19 protein-coding genes are annotated in these 17,063 nt (G+C 35.9%); 6 read left to right on the top strand and 13 right to left on the bottom strand.

Annotation, left to right across the window (positions count from 1 at the left end):
* Window positions 1-36: 36 nt before the first annotated feature.
* A complete protein-coding gene (locus GO593_RS16040; RefSeq protein ID WP_001076388.1) occupies window positions 37-1,224 on the bottom strand; it encodes an O-succinylhomoserine sulfhydrylase in 1,188 nt (395 codons plus the stop codon).
* A 133-nt stretch (window positions 1,225-1,357) separates the two neighbouring features.
* On the opposite strand from GO593_RS16040, the gene GO593_RS16035 reads away from it, so the two are divergent.
* Window positions 1,358-2,443: an alpha/beta fold hydrolase gene (locus GO593_RS16035; RefSeq protein WP_000825836.1), complete on the top strand. Its 1,086-nt coding sequence runs from the start codon at window positions 1,358-1,360 to the stop codon at window positions 2,441-2,443.
* A gap of 80 nt (window positions 2,444-2,523) precedes the next feature.
* Here the strand turns inward: GO593_RS16035 and GO593_RS16030 are convergent, their stop codons facing one another.
* From GO593_RS16030 to GO593_RS16010, 5 genes are all read right to left on the bottom strand, one after another.
* Window positions 2,524-3,291, bottom strand: a complete 768-nt coding sequence (locus GO593_RS16030) for a class I SAM-dependent methyltransferase (RefSeq protein ID WP_000934183.1) — start codon at window positions 3,289-3,291, stop codon at window positions 2,524-2,526.
* A gap of 172 nt (window positions 3,292-3,463) precedes the next feature.
* Entirely contained in the window at window positions 3,464-3,838 is a 375-nt protein-coding gene (locus GO593_RS16025) for a TonB C-terminal domain-containing protein (protein ID WP_000800035.1), read from the bottom strand.
* Window positions 3,839-4,016: 178 nt separating this feature from the next.
* Window positions 4,017-4,241, bottom strand: a complete 225-nt coding sequence (locus GO593_RS16020) for a hypothetical protein (protein ID WP_000826151.1) — start codon at window positions 4,239-4,241, stop codon at window positions 4,017-4,019.
* Between the two features lie 499 nt (window positions 4,242-4,740).
* A complete protein-coding gene (locus tag GO593_RS16015) occupies window positions 4,741-4,941 on the bottom strand; it encodes a hypothetical protein (protein ID WP_000564581.1) in 201 nt (66 codons plus the stop codon).
* 130 nt (window positions 4,942-5,071) lie between these two features.
* Window positions 5,072-5,497: a GFA family protein gene (locus GO593_RS16010; RefSeq protein WP_000608152.1), complete on the bottom strand. Its 426-nt coding sequence runs from the start codon at window positions 5,495-5,497 to the stop codon at window positions 5,072-5,074.
* Window positions 5,498-5,761: 264 nt separating this feature from the next.
* On the opposite strand from GO593_RS16010, the gene GO593_RS16005 reads away from it, so the two are divergent.
* The 3 genes from GO593_RS16005 to GO593_RS15995 all read left to right on the top strand — a co-directional run bounded on the left by GO593_RS16005 (window position 5,762) and on the right by GO593_RS15995 (window position 7,825).
* Window positions 5,762-6,031: a YARHG domain-containing protein gene (locus GO593_RS16005; protein ID WP_001037927.1), complete on the top strand. Its 270-nt coding sequence runs from the start codon at window positions 5,762-5,764 to the stop codon at window positions 6,029-6,031.
* 18 nt (window positions 6,032-6,049) lie between these two features.
* Window positions 6,050-6,463, top strand: a complete 414-nt coding sequence (locus tag GO593_RS16000) for an HIT family protein (protein WP_000312752.1) — start codon at window positions 6,050-6,052, stop codon at window positions 6,461-6,463.
* A 255-nt stretch (window positions 6,464-6,718) separates the two neighbouring features.
* Window positions 6,719-7,825, top strand: a complete 1,107-nt coding sequence (locus tag GO593_RS15995; RefSeq protein WP_000734917.1) for a porin — start codon at window positions 6,719-6,721, stop codon at window positions 7,823-7,825.
* 109 nt (window positions 7,826-7,934) lie between these two features.
* Here GO593_RS15995 and GO593_RS15990 read toward each other — a convergent pair whose 3' ends face one another.
* Both GO593_RS15990 and GO593_RS15985 read right to left on the bottom strand, forming a co-directional pair.
* On the bottom strand, window positions 7,935-8,525 hold the full coding sequence (locus tag GO593_RS15990) for a YidB family protein (RefSeq protein WP_000183448.1): 591 nt from the start codon (window positions 8,523-8,525) through the stop codon (window positions 7,935-7,937).
* Window positions 8,526-8,624: 99 nt separating this feature from the next.
* On the bottom strand, window positions 8,625-9,086 hold the full coding sequence (locus tag GO593_RS15985) for a DUF6231 family protein (protein ID WP_000840536.1): 462 nt from the start codon (window positions 9,084-9,086) through the stop codon (window positions 8,625-8,627).
* A gap of 39 nt (window positions 9,087-9,125) precedes the next feature.
* Here GO593_RS15985 and GO593_RS15980 point away from each other — a divergent pair, with 39 nt between their 5' ends.
* Window positions 9,126-9,995, top strand: coding sequence for a DUF2797 domain-containing protein (locus GO593_RS15980; protein ID WP_000422834.1), 870 nt, complete (start codon window positions 9,126-9,128; stop codon window positions 9,993-9,995).
* A gap of 50 nt (window positions 9,996-10,045) precedes the next feature.
* On the opposite strand, the gene GO593_RS15975 is transcribed toward GO593_RS15980, so the two are convergent.
* From GO593_RS15975 to GO593_RS15960, 4 genes are read right to left on the bottom strand one after another with little or no spacing between them, the layout of a single operon-like run.
* Window positions 10,046-11,164, bottom strand: coding sequence for an ABC transporter permease (locus GO593_RS15975; RefSeq protein ID WP_000267841.1), 1,119 nt, complete (start codon window positions 11,162-11,164; stop codon window positions 10,046-10,048).
* A gap of 4 nt (window positions 11,165-11,168) precedes the next feature.
* The gene (locus GO593_RS15970) at window positions 11,169-12,293 is read right to left on the bottom strand and encodes an ABC transporter permease (RefSeq protein ID WP_000006384.1); all 1,125 of its coding nucleotides are present in this window, start codon (window positions 12,291-12,293) and stop codon (window positions 11,169-11,171) included.
* Window positions 12,294-12,303: 10 nt separating this feature from the next.
* Window positions 12,304-14,061 carry an ATP-binding cassette domain-containing protein gene (locus tag GO593_RS15965; RefSeq protein WP_000567301.1) on the bottom strand — a complete coding sequence of 586 codons (1,758 nt, stop codon included), beginning with the start codon at window positions 14,059-14,061 and terminating at the stop codon, window positions 12,304-12,306.
* Window positions 14,054-15,076: an HlyD family efflux transporter periplasmic adaptor subunit gene (locus tag GO593_RS15960; RefSeq protein WP_001036884.1), complete on the bottom strand. Its 1,023-nt coding sequence runs from the start codon at window positions 15,074-15,076 to the stop codon at window positions 14,054-14,056. The genes GO593_RS15965 and GO593_RS15960 overlap by 8 nt, the downstream gene beginning before the upstream one ends.
* A 118-nt stretch (window positions 15,077-15,194) precedes the next feature.
* Between GO593_RS15960 and GO593_RS15955 the strand changes: the two genes are divergently transcribed.
* Window positions 15,195-15,842, top strand: coding sequence for an error-prone polymerase regulator EppR (locus tag GO593_RS15955; protein ID WP_000091623.1), 648 nt, complete (start codon window positions 15,195-15,197; stop codon window positions 15,840-15,842).
* On the opposite strand, the gene lpxB is transcribed toward GO593_RS15955, so the two are convergent.
* Window positions 15,839-17,014 carry a lipid-A-disaccharide synthase gene (lpxB, locus tag GO593_RS15950; protein WP_000013436.1) on the bottom strand — a complete coding sequence of 392 codons (1,176 nt, stop codon included), beginning with the start codon at window positions 17,012-17,014 and terminating at the stop codon, window positions 15,839-15,841. The genes GO593_RS15955 and lpxB overlap by 4 nt on opposite strands.
* Window positions 17,015-17,063: the final 49 nt, after the last annotated feature.

Raw genomic sequence — 17,063 nt, 5'->3', positions numbered from 1 at the left:
ATGAGTGTGGCTTAATTCTTAAATATATAAATTTTATTAGATCAAATCTAATCCACGTGAGATATCACCAATAATATCGTTAATATCTTCTAAGCCAACCGAAACGCGGATTAAGCCTTCTTCAATACCAGCAGCTTGTTTTGCTTCAGCAGAAAGTTTGCCGTGTGTGGTTGTAGCAGGATGCGTAATTGTTGATTTCACATCACCTAAATTACCCGTGATAGAAATAAATTTGGTGTTATCAATAACCTTCCATGCGCCTTCACGCTCACCTTTAACTACAAAAGAAACAATCCCGCCAAAGCCATTTTGCTGTTTTGCTGCAAGTTCATGACCTTCATGAGTTGGAAGCCCGCCATAATAGACCTTTTCTACTTTTTCATGGGTAGACAACCACTCGGCAAGTTTTTGAGCATTTTCACAGTGCGCTTTCATACGTAAACGTAAAGTTTCTAATCCTTTTAAGAAAATCCATGCATTAAACGGACTCATAGATGGCCCTAAAGTACGCACTACGCTAAAAACTTCTTCTAGGAGTTGATGGTTACCTACCACTGCACCACCTAACGCACGGCCTTGGCCATCTAAATATTTAGTCGCAGAGTAAATCACGAGATCTGCACCCAACTTTAACGGTTGCTGTAAAACAGGTGTACAGAAACTATTGTCAACAGCAAGTAATGCGCCATTTGCATGCGCAATATCTGCAAGTGCTTGAATATCTGCGATTTCAGCTAATGGATTAGACGGTGACTCAACAAATAATAGTTTAGTTTCTGGACGTACTGCATTTTTCCATGCATCTAAATCGCGTAGATCCACAAATGTGATATCTACACCAAATTTGGCAATATATTTTTCAAATAAAGCGACAATAGAACCGAAAACTGCTCTTGAGCAAATAACATGATCACCTGCTTTTAGATACGCCATAGCAATCGATAGAATTGCTCCCATACCTGAGCTTGTAGCCACGGCACGTTCAGCCCCATCTAAAGCCGCTAAACGTTTTTCGAACATCGATACAGTCGGATTAGTAAAACGAGAATAGATATTTCCTTGAACCTGACCAGAAAATTTTGCAGCTGCTTCAGCAGCGTTTTCATATACAAAAGATGAAGTCAAAAAAATTGGTTCGCCATGTTCACCTTCAAAACTACGAGTGTGTCCGGTACGAATGGCTAAAGTATCAAGTTGGTATTCTAAATCATCAGACTGGTTCATTAAATGTTCGCCTTTACTGGTCATGTACTAAAAACTATCATCATTTTGAGTGCCTAAGGTATTTAAGGTCAAGGTAAACCTGAAAATTATCGCTTAGACTTCAATCAATCTTTAGTATAGTTGGTAAAACAAGATGAAACGCTTAAAGTCCCTTGTCTCAGAACAAAGTCAAATCAAGCACCTCTCTACCCGACTATTTCGTCCTCAAACATTAGTATTGTCACAAAGCACTCCGTTTGAAGTGATTGGTGAATTCAATCAAACCCGCGTTCGTTATTATGCAGCTACAGAAAAGAGCTTTAGAGAACCATTAGTATTTGTGGCACCTTTAGCTATTAATATGGCGATTTATGATTTATATCCATATCGTTCTCTTATCAAATACTTCCAAAATGCAGGTTTTGACGTATACCTTGTCGATTGGGGGCGTTTAGGCTTTAAAGATAGACATCTTAACTTTTTATCGTTTATTGAAGATTTTATTCCTAAAGCTATAGAGCTTGTTCGCACACATTCAGGCAGTGATCAAATTTCTCTACACGGATGGAGTATGGCTGGCATATTCGTTACTTTATATACAGCGCATAATCATCCAAATTATGTCAAGAACCTTATAGTTTTAGGTAGCCCAATCGATAGCTATGCTTCTGGTTATATTGGAAAACTCTACCGAACCATAAACAACACTATTGCCCGCAATAAAAAGCTTCAGGAACGTATTTACTCAGGTTTACCGAAGCGTTTGATTCATACTCCGGGCATTTTAAATTCTTTAGGCTTTAAAATTCTTGACCCTAAAGGCTGGTTCGATGGTCATATTCAATTACTTAAGAACCTTAATGACCTTCAGTTCGTACAAGAACATGCCACATTAAGTAGTTTTTTAAACAATATGATTGATTATCCGGGAGGTATTAATCAGGACATGTTATTTAATGTTTGGCTGCAAAATCCATTAAGACAAGGTTCTATTCAGTTAAAAGATAAAAAAATCGAATTAAAAAATATCGACTGTTCACTCTTAGTTGGAGCTGGTCGTAGTGATCAATTAGTGACGGCAGATGCAGCTCAGCCATTAAGTCAGTTAACCAGTAGCCAAGATGTTACATTTACTCTTATTCCTGGTGGTCATTTAGGTCTAATGTCAAGCCAAGCAAGTGCGCAGGAATTCTGGCCAAAGCTAGCAACATGGCTGAGTGAGCGTTCAACAAAAATCTAAATTTAGGCATAAAAAAGCCCTCTATATGAGGGCTTTTATCTAACGCTTTCTCTATGAAAACAAACCCAAGCTTAGACTCACTAGAAGGATAGTTTTTTAAATACAAAGTACCCGACCTTACTTTCAAAACTTCCATCTTTTTGAATATTAAAATACTTTTTAACAACATCTGCTGCATTTTCTTGGAGATACTTAAGCGTTTTTATTTGATCTTCAGGTGTCTTCATGCGCTGTACCCAACTATCAAAATCTAGTTTGAGGGTTTGTTTTTCTAAAATTGTTAATTCAAAACCAGCATCTTCAATAAAGTGAACCCAGTCTTTAATACTGTAATTTCTTACATGACTAGGGTCTCGAATCACTTCTATAGTCTGTAAAAATGTATCTAAAATAGGGAAACTTGAGCTAATAATATCAACAAAAATAACAGTGCCATTTGGCTTTAATACACGATTTATTTCTTTCATTGCTGTTGGGACATGCTGCCAATGATGGGCAGAATATCGACTAATGATTACATCAAATTGTTCATCAGTAAAAGGCATATCTTCAGCAATGCCTTGTTGTACAAAAATATTTTTTATTTTTCGAGCATTGGCAGCTTTTGACACTGTATCGAGCATTTCATGAGATAAATCATAAGCAAAAACCAGATCTGCATGGCGAGCAACGTTATAAGCTACATGACCACCACCGCAACCTAAATCTAAAACAACGGCATTTGGATATTCATCAATTTCTTTAATCAATTTATCAAACTCGACCCCTTCAGAATGAGCTGTGCTATTCAAATAACTTAAAGATTTATTTTGATACTGTTTTAAATTTATCTCATGTTGATTCAACATGGCTTATTCCTCTTCTTTGATGAGTTAACCATAAAAGAAAAAGTAGATAAAAAATAATGATTAGTTTTTCAATAATTAATAAAATAAAGTTATAATTTGTATCTCTATCAATTCTTAATAAAAAACCACCATATGGTGGTTTTTTAATGTAAGGCTAAGTTCATATTTAAAATTACTTTGCAGTAAATTTAATATTAAACTTTCTTACTTGTTTTCTAACTTCCGGATTAGAAGGTAAAACAAAGGGACTTGCACGCCATATCGCCTTTTCAATACTCGACTTAAACTTTTGGTCTTCTTTATCTAGAAAAATAATTTGCTCAATCTCACCAGTATCACTTAAAAAGACTTTAACGCTAGCACTCATTCCCACTGAAGAAGGCGGAACATTCCAAATTTTAAAGATCTTTTTTTGATATTGTTGCTTGTACTTTTCTGCTTCTACAATAATTTTGTCATCATCACTTTTTGCTGGTGATAATAACTTAGAATTAATTGTGCACCCACTTAATAACAATATAGAAGTTAAAATAATGACGTTTTTCATTTATAAAACCAATTTTTTCAACGATTAAAATTTAACATTTTATCTTTTTAAAAACCACCTAAATGGTGGTTTTATGCTAAATAGCTACTACTAAATATATTCTTAGCAAATTCTAGATTTTAGCTAATTTACGAGGATTATTTAGTTTAACTATTTAATTATAATTTTCAGCATCGTTTTAAAAAGATATTTTATAACGTGAATTTATACTTGAGTGTTCAGGCATATCAGCAATATCCTGCTCAGTAAAAATTCCATGTTCAAGTACTTTAGTGCCATTAAAGGCAGTATTGACCGGAGTAACAGGTGATTTAGTAATATAATTTTCATCTGCTTTTTGTGTTAACGATGCACACCCATCTAAACCAAATCCTGTAGCCAATACAAGTAACAATCTCTTCATCTGTCTCACCTGTTATTATAAAAATCAAACAATCTAACAAATTATCCACTGATTGTCACATTTTTAAAACGATTGAGACTAAGCCAATTCTTTACAAAAACTCAATGAAATGTAAAGTAATTTGCATAAAGTGTTAAATTGTGTAAAATACCTAAATAATTTAATGATATGTTTAACTTATGATCTTTTTACTTTTCTTATTTTTGTTATTTACCTTTGTACTCCTCTTAAATGCACATTACAAACACTAGGTATTTGTATCTGTTCTTCTCATCTGCTAAATATTTTTTGAAAAATTAATTATTTTCTTAAAAGCGTTTACTTACTTTCTTTAGTCTGGATTTTTATAAATACAAAAAAAGCCCGCTTTGTAAGCAGGCTTTACCCTTTTTGATTTTTTGCGCTGATCATTCAGGACTTTTTGCTGTTTGTGACAGCGCTCGGATATTACACTTATACTTAAAGATTAAAAAGACTAATCTTTTTTAAACTGATGCATTTACTCATCAATTTCAATCGGATCGCCGTCTTCAGGACGAATATGTCGTGTCCCATCATCAGCAGGATCGACACTAGAGCCATCCTTAGTAATCGAGTTATACATTTCGTCCTCTTTTTTATCGTCTATGAATTCTTCATCTTCAAAATCAAGAGGCTCGTCATCATCTTCAAAATTTAAAGGCTTTTCTTCATCTATCATGTGAACCATCCTTTTTTAAGCTATGTGATTTCATGCTCAAATAAATATCGGATATATTCAACAGTGAACACACATCATTTATGTAAAGAATACTTAAAAATTATTAAAATATATAAAAAGTTAAATAGTGTTATTCAAAATATTTTAAAAACTCTTCTAACTCAGGTAAATGTGCAAAGTTTTTATGAGCATCCCCTAACACAACCCAATCATGTTTTGACTCTATACAAAAATTAAGTTTTAAATCTGGTTTAAACGGTTGTTCGAGAAGCCCCAACGGTATCCACATATAGTTTGTACCATTAATTTTATTAGGGACAGGCGAACCACATCTATTACAAAATGATGAAGTAAAACCAGTTTCTTTTTTATAGGTAGCCACATATTCCTTACCCATCAACCAATTAAACTGATTTTCTTTTACTAAAGTAGCGGCATTCGCTCCAGTACCTGTTTGTTTTCGGCATAAGCTGCAATGGCAGTGATAAACCGTTTTGATTTCACAAGGTACAGAGAATTTTACTTTATGGCATAAACAAGAACCGATGTTAATCATATAACGTACTTATTTCATTACTATAAAAATTTTAATCATGACTTTAAATATTGGTTAAGTATATATTTTAATTGTTTAATATAAAATATATCTAATCTTTTGATTTAAAACAGATTATAAAAAAGATCTTGATATATAAAGCTTTTTTATATTATAAGGTGAAATGTGACTTTAAATAACACTTGAGTAATTAATAGTCATTGAAATATTGGGAATAAACCTTATATTGAGTACAGGTTCATACCTTTAACTGAGGAAAAGCTCATGAATAAATTAATGGTTGCGGTATTCGCTGGAATGGTGACCCTTGCCGGTTTCAGTGCCCAAGCTGCAACACCTGAGCAAGAATGTCAAAAATTGCAAGATGATTACAATTTGATTTATGCGTCAAAAGGCTTTTGTTTTAAAGACCAAGATGCTAAAGAAAAATATGGTAATGAAAACTGTCATACGACTAAGCCAAAATTCTCTGATAAAGAGCAGCAACGTCTAGACGCAATTAAAGAACGTCAAAAAGAATTGAAATGTAAATAGTATTTAAAGGAATAATACATGGCATATGATGATCAAAATATCTTCGCAAAAATTTTACGTGGTGAACTTCCAGCGATAAAACTCTATGAAGATGATCAAGTTCTAGCTTTTATGGATATTATGCCCCAAGCCGATGGTCATGCATTAGTTATTCCAAAAACTCCTGCAGTAACTTTACTTGATTTACCTCCTGAAGCGGCAGCTTATACCATCCAGATCGTGCAAAAAATTGCTAAGGCAATGGAAACTGCATTAAATTTGGATGGAATTGTGCTCATGCAGTTATCAGGAGCAGCTGCTGGACAAACTGTCCCTCATGTTCATTTTCATCTAATTCCGACAAATGTTCACCAACTTGGCAAACATGCGGCGCAATTAGGAGACCAAGATAAAATCAAAGATTTGGCTGAGAAAATTAAAGCAGCACTTTGATTTTAAGAGATAAAAGCGGAGTTTAAACTCCGCTTTTTTTATTTAAAAAGTGTAATAAAATCAAAAGAAAATAAAGTATTTCCAATTTTTAATTGTCATAAAACTGTCATTTCTTCTTCACTCCATTGTCACAAAGTTTACAGATACTTCTTAGCAAGTTGGTGAGCTTCTGTAACTTTTTGTACATAAGCCAACTAAAAAATAAAAGTTAGCTAGGCATACGCCATTTAAAAAATACCTTTTGGAGAAATCTCAATGAAGAAATTGCTTCTCGCTGCCGCAGTTGCAACTTTGAGCGTAAACGCGGTGCAAGCAGCGCCAACTTTGTACGGCAAACTAAACGTTTCCATTAACCAAGTTGACAACAAAAATTTCGATGGTAAAAGTGACGTTACCGAAGTTAACTCAAACTCTTCTCGTATTGGGGTAAAAGGTGAAGAGAAGTTGACTGATAAGCTATCTGCTGTTTATTTAGCTGAATGGGCAATTTCTACTGACGGTTCTGGTTCAGATACTGACCTTAGCGCCCGTAACCGTTTTATTGGTTTAAAAACTGAAGGCGTCGGTACGTTAAAAGTAGGTAAATATGACTCTTACTTCAAAACCTCTGCTGGTAGCAACCAAGACATCTTTAACGATGACACACGTTTAGATATTACAAATATTATGTACGGTGAAAACCGTTTAGATAACGTAGTTGGTTTTGAATTAGACCCTAAATTATTAGCTGGTTTAACATTCAATATCATGGCTCAAACTGGTGAAAGCACTTCTGATAGCAAAAAAGGCGAAACTGGTAAAGACAGCAAAAATGATAGCTTCGATTCAGTTTCAACTTCTCTAGGTTATGAAAATAAAGACTTAGGTTTAGCAATCGCTGCTGCTGGTGATTTCGGTATCAAAGGTAAATATGCTGCTTACGGTTTGAAAGATGTTTATACAGACGCTTACCGTGTAACTGGTTCTTATGACATTGCTAAATCTGGTTTTGTAGTAGGTGCTTTATGGCAACATGCTGAACCTACTGATGATTTGACTGCATATGGTCAAACATATAAATCAGATGGTTCAATCGATAAAGCTGGTAAAGCTTACCGTGGTTTAGAAGAAGAAGCATACGCGGTAACTGCTGCTTATAAAATTCCTAACACTAAACTTAAAGTAAAAGCAGAATATGCTTCTGCTGAAACACAAGTAAGTGGTCAGGCAGATCGTAAAATTGACTTGTATGGTTTAGGTCTTGATTATCAAATCAATAAACAAGCTCGCTTCTACGGTATCGTTGCTCAACAAAAACGTGACTGGTTGAACGACGACGACAAACAAACTGTTGTAGGTACTGGTATTGAATATAACTTCTAATCAGTTATGTTCGATTCAGATCTAAAATAAAAGGGCTTATGCCCTTTTATTTTGTTATGCCAACAAAAAAAGCCGATACAAAAATATCGGCTTTTAAAAAATTTATATTTTATTTTAAGAAACCACTTACAAGATTCATCACATTTTGAATATCTTGGTTAGCTTCTTGATGATCTGTACTCTCACCTTGAGGTGTTAAAGAATCAATGACCTGAGGTAAGACAGAAGCGATTGCACCATAAACTTGCTCTTTTGGTGCTTGAGCTTGCTGAGCAACTTGTTCAATGTCTGCTGGATTAAACAGACTTTGTAATTGCTGGGTCGGAACTTCACTATTACTTTGATTTGGATCAACCCAACTTTGAACTTGGCTACCTAAGCCAGCGCCTTTTAATTTCTCAAGAGCAGCTTGTAAGCCACCTTGTTGCTGAACCCAACCTAAGATTAAAGGTACCACTGCAATTAATAAACTTTGCACACCACCACCAGCTTGAGGTGTGTTGTTATTACCAGTGACTTGTCCTAATACAGAACCCAATACTCCACCAAGACCACCTTGGGCACCAGATGAAGTATTACCACCCATTTGTCCTAATACAGAACCTAAAATTCCACCTAAACCACCTTGACCTGACGCTTGCTGATTCCCACCTAAAGCTTGCTTAGCCAAAACTTCTACAATGTTGCTTAAATTTGTCATGAGTAACTCTTATGTATGGTTTATACATGAGCATACGCGTTTTTTTGTTAAGACAGCAAAAATCAAATTGTTAAATTTTGAAAGAGATTGCAAGGTCTTTTACCAACGGAATTTATTCCAATTTTCCGGATTTGCCCAAAATTTTGAATTAAACCAGTCTGGGACATGCTTATAGGTCAAAATATTAAATTGCCATAAAGCAAAATCACTATCATGTAAAGTCTTATCAATAAGTTGGGTAAAACCTAAAGAACGCAGAAGTTGTTCATCACTGCGTTTGCTCACGACAACAATTCGTTTTGCTAATAAATCTCTTAGCTTTACTAATAATTGTGATTTTTGCACATCGCTGATGTCCTGCATTTCGTCAGTATCAAACAATACAAAACCCAAATCATAACGCTGAGTAAAAGGCAGACTTAACAGCTCAGTTACGGTAAAATAGTGCCATTGAATTGCGTTATTCTGGTCAATTTTCTGGCCAATACAAAGTGCAGTATGAATAGGCTGTTCGTTTGATAAATCGTCTAGCATAGAAGTGATGACATTTTGTTCAGCCATAACTGCAACCCTTAATTGAAAGATGTGAGTTTAAACTTTATGGAACTACAAGGCATTTGCCATAAAATGCATGCAGGCCTAAAAGATGCTAGTGTAACTGATCAACAGACAACCAAGGCAAATGTTGAATACAAATTTGTATTAGACCGTTCAGAAATTGATCTTCCTTTTAATTTAGGACAAGAACTAGAAATCGAATGGACAGGTAATATTTATTGCACCTCTTGTGGTGCTAAAACACCAAAGTCTTACTCGCAAGGCCACTGCTTTAAATGCTTTAAAACAAAAGCGGAATGTGACCTTTGCATTATGAAACCTGAAACATGCCACTACCATTTGGGTACATGCCGTGAAGATGACTTTGCGCACAGCGTATGTTTTCAGCCTCATATTGTGTATTTGGCAAATTCAAGTGCTTTAAAAGTAGGTATTACTCGTGTTAGCCATATGCCTGGTCGTTGGTTAGATCAAGGGGCAACTCAAGCCTTACCTATTTTAAAAGTTGGTTCACGTCGTTTATCTGGTCAGCTTGAAACCATGTTTGGTTCCTTAATTGCGGATAAGACAGATTGGCGTAAACTTCTCAAAGGCGAAGCTGAGCCTCTAAATTTGATTGAACAACGTGATCAGTTAATTGAAGAATTCGCTCCTAAAATTCAAACTATTCGTGAAGAATTTAGCCAAGATCTTGAATTTAACGAAACGGTTGAATTACTAGAAAATGAATTGCCACGTGAGTTTGTTTACCCAGTTGAACAATATCCTGAAAAAATTAAGTCTTTAAACTTAGATAAAACACCAAAAATTCGTGGAGTATTGCAAGGTATTAAGGGCCAATATTTAATTTTTGATATTGGTGTTATTAATATCCGTAAATATACAGGTTACGAGCTGATTGTACGTGCATAAAAGTCGATTTAAAAAAGCCCCATAAAAATGGGGCTTTTTAATCAATATAATTAAGATAATCTATTTCTAAATAACCAAGCTGCTAAAGGTAAAGTTACTATCCCCAGCACAATCATTGGTAAAAAGTTCAATTTGACTTGTGCAAAGCTTGCACCTTCCAAATAAACCCGCTGTACTAAGTTAATTCCAAATCTTAATGGATTTGCATAAGTTGCTACTTGTAATGCTTTTGGCATGTTTTCTACAGGTGTCAGTAAGCCTGAAAGTAACATCAAAGGCATAATCAATAAAAATGTAAAAAGCATGGCTTGTTGCATATTTAATGATAAAGCTGAAATTGATAAACCCACACCAACTACAGCCACGTTAAAGCTTAATAATCCAAAATAAAGCAGTCCAATAGAGCCATTCATTGGAATTTTAAACCAGAACAAAATAATCAATAAAATAATGGTCGATTGCATCAAACCTACAAAAATCGGCGGCAAAGCCTTACCAATCATAATTTGTAATGGTGTATACGGTGTCACTAATAATTGATCAAACGTACCCTGCTCACGTTCACGCGCAACTGATAAAGCAGATAAAAGTAATGTCTGCATCATACTTAATGCTGCAATTAATGCAGGCATTAAGCTCCAACGAGATTCCTGATTTGGGTTGTACCATGTTCTTGTTTCAAGGCTAATCGGTAAAGCTGAATTAAACTTTTGCTGATTGAATTGACCAATAATTTTATTTAGATATGACCCTGCGACCATAGCTGTAGATGAATTCCTGCCATCAACAATGACCTGTATAGGAGCGCTTTGGTTATTGTTTAATTTACTCTCGAAATCATTGGGGATCGTAATTGCGAGCAATGCCTGACGGTTATCAATGACCTGTTTGATTTGTTCGGTATATTCCAGTGTTGCAACACGCTTAAAAATACCAGAGCCATCGAGCTTTGAGATCAGCTCATGTGAAATCTGTCCGCTACTCTGATCTAAAATTGCATAATCTACATGGTTAACATCATAAGTAGCCGCATAGCCAAATAAAAGTGCTTGCATCAGGGCAGGTACAAATAGAATAGCCCTATTTGCAGGATCACTAAAAATGGTTAAGAATTCTTTTTTGACTAAAAAACTTAAGTGTTTCAGCCACGTGATTAATTGCTGCCACATAACTTTATCTCAACCGTTTTTTTAGTGAAAAGTTCACAGCACATATCAAAACAACGATATATCCCAATAAAATACCGCACTCTTTAAACCATAGCCTCCAATCATCACCTCCCATAAATAAAGTTTTAATTAAAACCATAAAATGCGTCGCTGGAAGTAACTGGCTAATAATTTGTACAACCAAAGGCAAGTTGCGTGTATCAAAAACAAATCCGGAAAGCATCAGTGCTGGCATAAAACTTGCCAACAAAGCAATTTGACTCGCCTGAAACTGACTTTGAGCAAAGCCAGATATAGTTAAACCAAGTAATAATGAAACGATTAAATATAGAAATGAAGCAGATAAAATTGAGAATAATGAACCGCGCATGGGTACTTCAAAAATAAAATGTGCAGCAACAATACAAATAACGATATCAATCATGCCGACAACAACGTACGGAATGAGTTTTGCCAACACAATTTCAAATGGCCGTACTGGTGTGACAAATAAGGCTTCTAATGTTCCCCGTTCCCTTTCACGGGCAATAAGCAGACCCGTTAAAAAGGCGCCAATTAAAGTTAAAATGAGTACCATTAAACCCGGTACTAAAAACCAAGTACTGTTACCAGATTCGTTAAACCATATTCTTTGTTCAATTTTAACGGCGCTTGCAGATGCTAATATTGGGCTACGATCAATTTGTATTGATGGCGCGGTAGCCAAAGCACCCGCGACATACCCCTCTAAAGCAGTTGCTATGGTGGTCGATCTACCATTTAATAGCAATTGAACCTTTGCGTTACCTTGTTGGGCCTGACTTGCAAAATCTGAAGGCAAATGCAAAATCGCATCAATTTTGCCATTTCGAATAGCCTGTTTTGCTTCAGGCAAATTATGAAATTCTAGACTGGTTAAATATCGCGATCCATTTAAGCCAGCTAAGACCTGATTGACCTGCGGCGAGGACTGATCAACTACAACACCAACTTGTGCTTGGTTCAAGTCAAAAGAAAGTCCATAACCAAACAGTAAAATTAAGATAACAGGCAAAACTAGGCCAATTCCGAGACTGCTTTTGTCACGAAGAAGCTGTTTAGTTTCTTTCCGAACTAAGGCTTTCAAGCGACTCCAAAATGCAAAGCTCATTGTAGGTCTCCTAACCCGCATGCCTTAATGCACGTGCTTGTTCCACAATTGCAATAAAAGCCTCATTCATATCAACAATATGTTTATCTTTACTTGCCAATTCGCGGACCTGCTGAGGAGAACCTAGGGCTAGTAACTTTCCTGCATCTTGTATGGCAATGCGGTCACAATATTCTGCTTCCTCCATAAAATGGGTGGTAATAATGATGGTAATGCCTTGATTTGCTAGTTTACCAATGTTGTACCAAAATGAACGCCGTGCAAGCGGGTCTATTCCACTCGTAGGTTCGTCTAAAAATAAAATTTCTGGTTCATGTAATAATGCAGCCGCCATAGATAAGCGCTGTTTATAACCACCAGGTAAATCACCGCTTTTAATTTGCGGGTTTAAATCATATTGCTGTAAAGCTTTATCAATTTGTTGATCTAGTTTTTTGCCCGATAAGCCATAGGCTCCACCAAAAAACTTTAAGTTTTCCAACACAGTTAAATTGCTATACAGTGCAAATTTTTGAGAGACGTAGCCTACTTTAGCTCTTGCTTCAGCACGGGCCGTCCGTAAGTTTTTACCTGCAACTTCTAGGTAACCGCTACTTGCCGGTAGTAACCCACATAACATGCGAAATGTCGTGGTTTTACCAGCTCCATTTGGCCCGAGTAACCCAAAGATCTCTCCACGCTGTACAGTAAATGACGTATTGGCAACAGCAGTAAAATTTCCAAAAGTTCTGACTAAATCTTTAACTACAATGACCGCTTGGTCGGATTGCGAATTATTGTTTTGTTCTGATCGAAAAGTTTGCTGAGAAATAGAGATTTGTTGTTTTTGATTTTGTTGTAACAACATCATAAAAGCATCTTCGAGTTCAGGTGGTCGCCTATTTGCCACTAGCCCCAGAGGTAAAATATCTATTGATACTTCTTTTTGGCGACTAATAAAGTTTACTTGCTCTCCTCTTGGCACTGCATCAATAATCTTTCCAGAATTTCCAAGCAACTGGGCTTGTACAATCCGAGTCTTAATCTGCTCTGAAGGCTTTATTTGCCATGTTTGCTCATGTACTAACGCTTTTAATTGCTCAGGTGAACCTTGTCTTAAAATTTTGCCTTCATGCATGATATATACGTAAGCGCACTTTTCTGCTTCATCCATATAAGCGGTACTTATAATTACGCTTAAATTTTCTTCCTGAACAAGTTGTTCAATAATGATCCATAAATCCCGTCTTGATAAAGGATCTACTCCAACACTAGGTTCATCGAGCAACAGTAACTCTGGGGAACGAACTAGAGTACATGCCAATCCTAGTTTTTGCTTCATTCCACCAGAAAGTTGCCCTGCTAGACGTTGAGTAAACTGAGTAAGATCCGTTATTTCCAATAAACGTTTAAATCTTTGGTTACGTACATTTTTTGGAACGCCGTGTAAGTCGGCATATAAATTTAGATTCTCTTGTACACTTAAGTCTTCATAGAGTCCAAAACGTTGTGGCATATAACTAATACGGTCTTGGACAACTTGAGGATGTTTTTCAATATCAAACCCGAGCACATGAAGAGAACCTGAACTCGCTTTATATAGTCCTGCAATTAACCTTAATAAAGTTGTTTTACCCGCACCATCTGGACCGACTAAAACGGTAAGTTCTCCTTTTTTGATTTGCATATTCAAATCAACAATTGCGCTAATATCTGCTGAATTTTTATTTTCGGCTTTAAAAGTCATGAATAAATTACGGGCTTGAACCACTGCTTTACTATCAATCATGGGCTTTCTCACTTAAAGCAAGTGGGACTTTTACTGTCACAGGTTGACCCATTTTTAATTGATCATTCGGATCATGTACATACACCCGAACTTCGTAAACAAGTGTTGTTCTAATCTCTTCTGTCTGTACTGTTTTAGGTGTGAACTCAGCCACTGAAGATATATAGCCAATTTTTCCATTCATAGGCTGATTCGGATAAGCATCATGAATGATTTGAGCCGTGCCCCCCATTTTAATTGAACTTAAATCTTGTTCATTTACATACACACGAATCCATTTTGGATTGGTCAAGGCTAATGTATAAACGGCCTTTTGAGCAGTTGTCATGTCGCCAACTTCTTGCAACCGAGCTCGTACCACTGCATTTACAGGAGACCTTAGTTCTGCTTGAGTAAGGTTATACTTAATTAAATCTAAATTAGCCTTAGTCACTTCATATTGTGCTCTGGTCGCTTCACGGTCTTCTTTTCGTGCACCTTTAATTAATAATTCTAAATTGGCTTGTCTTTCACGGACCGCTGCCTCAGCACTATGTTGATTACTTTTGGCATAGTCGAGTTCTTGTTGGCTAATTGCTCGACCATCGGTACTACTTACCAAAATTTGTAAGCGTTGCAAGTTTTTATTGGTTTTATCAAGCTCAGCTTGGGCAGACGCAAGTTGAGCTTTTGCTTGGGTGATTTCTTCAGGGCGGGCTCCAATCTCTTGTTTAATAATTGCCTCTTGTTGAGCTTTAAGTTGTGCTTGAGCTTGCTTTGCCTGAATTTGTAATGCATTGGTATTAAGAGTCGCCAGTACTTGACCTGCTTGAACTTTATCGCCCTCTTGAACTAAAAGTTTCTGAATACGGCCAGACTGTTCAAATGCAAGTGAAACTTGGCGGATATCCACATTTCCATATAAAGTTAATACATCATTATCTAATTGTTTTTTATGATTATATCCCCATACCCAAAAGCCGATGGCAACTACAGCTATAACAACTAAAATGCCGGCAATCACTTTTTTATTCATCTTTTTGGCCTTCTTATTAAATTCAAATTTACATAGTTTAAATTCAATTTAAATTTAAATTACCTTAATCTTTGAATAAAAGATATACTTTTATGATGAAATAAAATTAGGTTTAAACATGTCCAGATCTAGACGAAGTGATGGTGATTTGACAAAGACTAAAATTATTGAGGCAGCAGGACCCTTAATCGCCCAATATGGTTTTGCAAAAACAGCAAACAAAACAATTGCCAAAGTAGCAAATGTCGATTTAGCGGCAATTAATTATCACTTTGATGGTCGAGATGGGCTATATCAAGCAGTGTTAATGGAAGCTCATGCCCATTACCTAGATGAACAATACTTACTAGAACTTGTTGAAAGTACTTACTCTCCCGAAGAAAAATTGAGTTTATTACTTGAAACTTTATTACATAAGTTGACGGAAAAAGATGTTTGGCATGGCAAAGTTTTTATTCGCGAACTGTTTTCACCGTCTGAGCATTTATTAAGTTTTATTGAATTAACTGGAATGAGAAAATTTTTTCTTATTCGAAAGTTGATTAGTCAAGTGGCGAACTTAGATGAAAATGATCCGGCCGTTTTACCTTGTATTTTAAGCGTGATGACCCCTTGCATGATGCTTATTATTGCCGGGCCTAATGCTCAAGCACCTGAGCCACTTAAAAATATTGCTCAGATGCCCTTACATGATTTAGTTGAACATTTTAAAAAATTTTCATTAGCTGGATTAAAAGCAATTAGCCAATCAAATCTTAAAAATTAGCTATTCAAACATTGCAAAATGGCTTGAACCGGATCTTCTGTATTTCCAGAAATAAGCTGTTTATGCATAGTTAAATGTTGCATTACTTGAATTTGAGCGGTTTCAACATTCATTAGTTTTTCTATTTCAGCCGCTAAATTTTCAGGTGTTGCATCAGCCTGAATCAGCTCTTCAATTACTTTTTTACCCGCGATGATATTTGGCAAAGAGTAATAAGGTATTTTCACCAAGAATTTAGCAATTAAATAAGTTAACCAATGCAGTTTATAGAAAGTGACCATTGGTCTATGCATGAGCATGGCTTCTAATGTCGCCGTTCCAGATGCTAAGGCAATAATGTCACTCGCGTTCATGACCATACGACCAATTTTCGATTCGCTATCCGTATTTTCTAAAATATGAATTTTTGCTTTTAACTGCGGTGCTAATTGTTCAACCCCCTGCTCAATCTGCTGTTTGCGCGCATCATTAATTGCCGGAATTAAAAACTGAATATCTGGATATTTTGTATGCAAAATATTGGCTGCCCCCAATAGCATAGGAAGAAGCCTTTCTACTTCACCTTTGCGGCTACCAGGCAACAAAGCAATATGTTTTTGATTTTCATCAACACCCAATTCTTGTTTAGCAATTTGAATAGGGTTCTCAAGCGGTAATTGTTTAGCTAATGGATGGCCTACAAATGCCGCTGGAACTTCATATTGTTCATAAAAAACTTTTTCAAAAGGAAATAAGCAAAGTACTAAATCTATACTTTGTTTGATGCCATGTACTCGCCCTTGACGCCATGCCCAAACTGATGGACTCACATATTGAACTGTTTTTATTGGAAGATTCTTTTCTTTGATACTTTTCGAAAGTCTGAGGTTAAAGTCTGGTGCATCAATACCAATAAAAATATCAACTGGATTTTGAGTCCATTGGTTAATTAAACCATCCCGCACGGCGAATAATTTTTTTAAGTCTTTTAATACCTCAACAATCCCCATCACAGACAGAGTTTCCATTGGGTAATAACTATTAAAACCTTCAGCAATCATTTGAGGACCACCGATTCCCTCAAATTCGGCATCGATTCCTTGTTCTCGAAAACTACGCATAAGTTTCACACCAAGCGTATCTCCAGAAACTTCCCCAACTACAATACCTATTTTAAGTTTTCGGTTTGCCAAGGCGATTTACCCAAGAATTTGAAATAATGCATTCTAGCATAGAGGTTTA

This window comes from Acinetobacter baumannii (assembly GCF_009759685.1).
Classification (GTDB): Bacteria; Pseudomonadota; Gammaproteobacteria; order Pseudomonadales; family Moraxellaceae; genus Acinetobacter; species Acinetobacter baumannii.
Note: the sequence above shows the minus strand (reverse complement) of the source record. Positions and strands in the feature narration are given on the sequence as shown.

Bases quoted from the DNA above. Each gene is read 5' to 3' on its own strand.
- GO593_RS16010 (WP_000608152.1), bottom strand. From the start codon at position 5,497: ATGATTAACATCGGTTCTTGTTTATGCCATAAAGTAAAATTCTCTGTA.
- GO593_RS15985 (WP_000840536.1), bottom strand. From the start codon at position 9,086: ATGGCTGAACAAAATGTCATCACTTCTATGCTAGACGATTTATCAAAC.
- GO593_RS15990 (WP_000183448.1), bottom strand. From the start codon at position 8,525: ATGACAAATTTAAGCAACATTGTAGAAGTTTTGGCTAAGCAAGCTTTA.
- GO593_RS15980 (WP_000422834.1), top strand. From the start codon at position 9,126: ATGGAACTACAAGGCATTTGCCATAAAATGCATGCAGGCCTAAAAGAT.
- GO593_RS15960 (WP_001036884.1), bottom strand. From the start codon at position 15,076: ATGAATAAAAAAGTGATTGCCGGCATTTTAGTTGTTATAGCTGTAGTT.
- GO593_RS15995 (WP_000734917.1), top strand. From the start codon at position 6,719: ATGAAGAAATTGCTTCTCGCTGCCGCAGTTGCAACTTTGAGCGTAAAC.
- GO593_RS15970 (WP_000006384.1), bottom strand. From the start codon at position 12,293: ATGAGCTTTGCATTTTGGAGTCGCTTGAAAGCCTTAGTTCGGAAAGAA.
- GO593_RS16015 (WP_000564581.1), bottom strand. From the start codon at position 4,941: ATGATAGATGAAGAAAAGCCTTTAAATTTTGAAGATGATGACGAGCCT.
- GO593_RS15975 (WP_000267841.1), bottom strand. From the start codon at position 11,164: ATGTGGCAGCAATTAATCACGTGGCTGAAACACTTAAGTTTTTTAGTC.
- GO593_RS15955 (WP_000091623.1), top strand. From the start codon at position 15,195: ATGTCCAGATCTAGACGAAGTGATGGTGATTTGACAAAGACTAAAATT.
- GO593_RS16020 (WP_000826151.1), bottom strand. From the start codon at position 4,241: ATGAAGAGATTGTTACTTGTATTGGCTACAGGATTTGGTTTAGATGGG.
- GO593_RS16030 (WP_000934183.1), bottom strand. From the start codon at position 3,291: ATGTTGAATCAACATGAGATAAATTTAAAACAGTATCAAAATAAATCT.
- GO593_RS15965 (WP_000567301.1), bottom strand. From the start codon at position 14,061: ATGATTGATAGTAAAGCAGTGGTTCAAGCCCGTAATTTATTCATGACT.
- GO593_RS16025 (WP_000800035.1), bottom strand. From the start codon at position 3,838: ATGAAAAACGTCATTATTTTAACTTCTATATTGTTATTAAGTGGGTGC.
- GO593_RS16040 (WP_001076388.1), bottom strand. From the start codon at position 1,224: ATGAACCAGTCTGATGATTTAGAATACCAACTTGATACTTTAGCCATT.
- GO593_RS16005 (WP_001037927.1), top strand. From the start codon at position 5,762: ATGAATAAATTAATGGTTGCGGTATTCGCTGGAATGGTGACCCTTGCC.
- GO593_RS16035 (WP_000825836.1), top strand. From the start codon at position 1,358: ATGAAACGCTTAAAGTCCCTTGTCTCAGAACAAAGTCAAATCAAGCAC.
- GO593_RS16000 (WP_000312752.1), top strand. From the start codon at position 6,050: ATGGCATATGATGATCAAAATATCTTCGCAAAAATTTTACGTGGTGAA.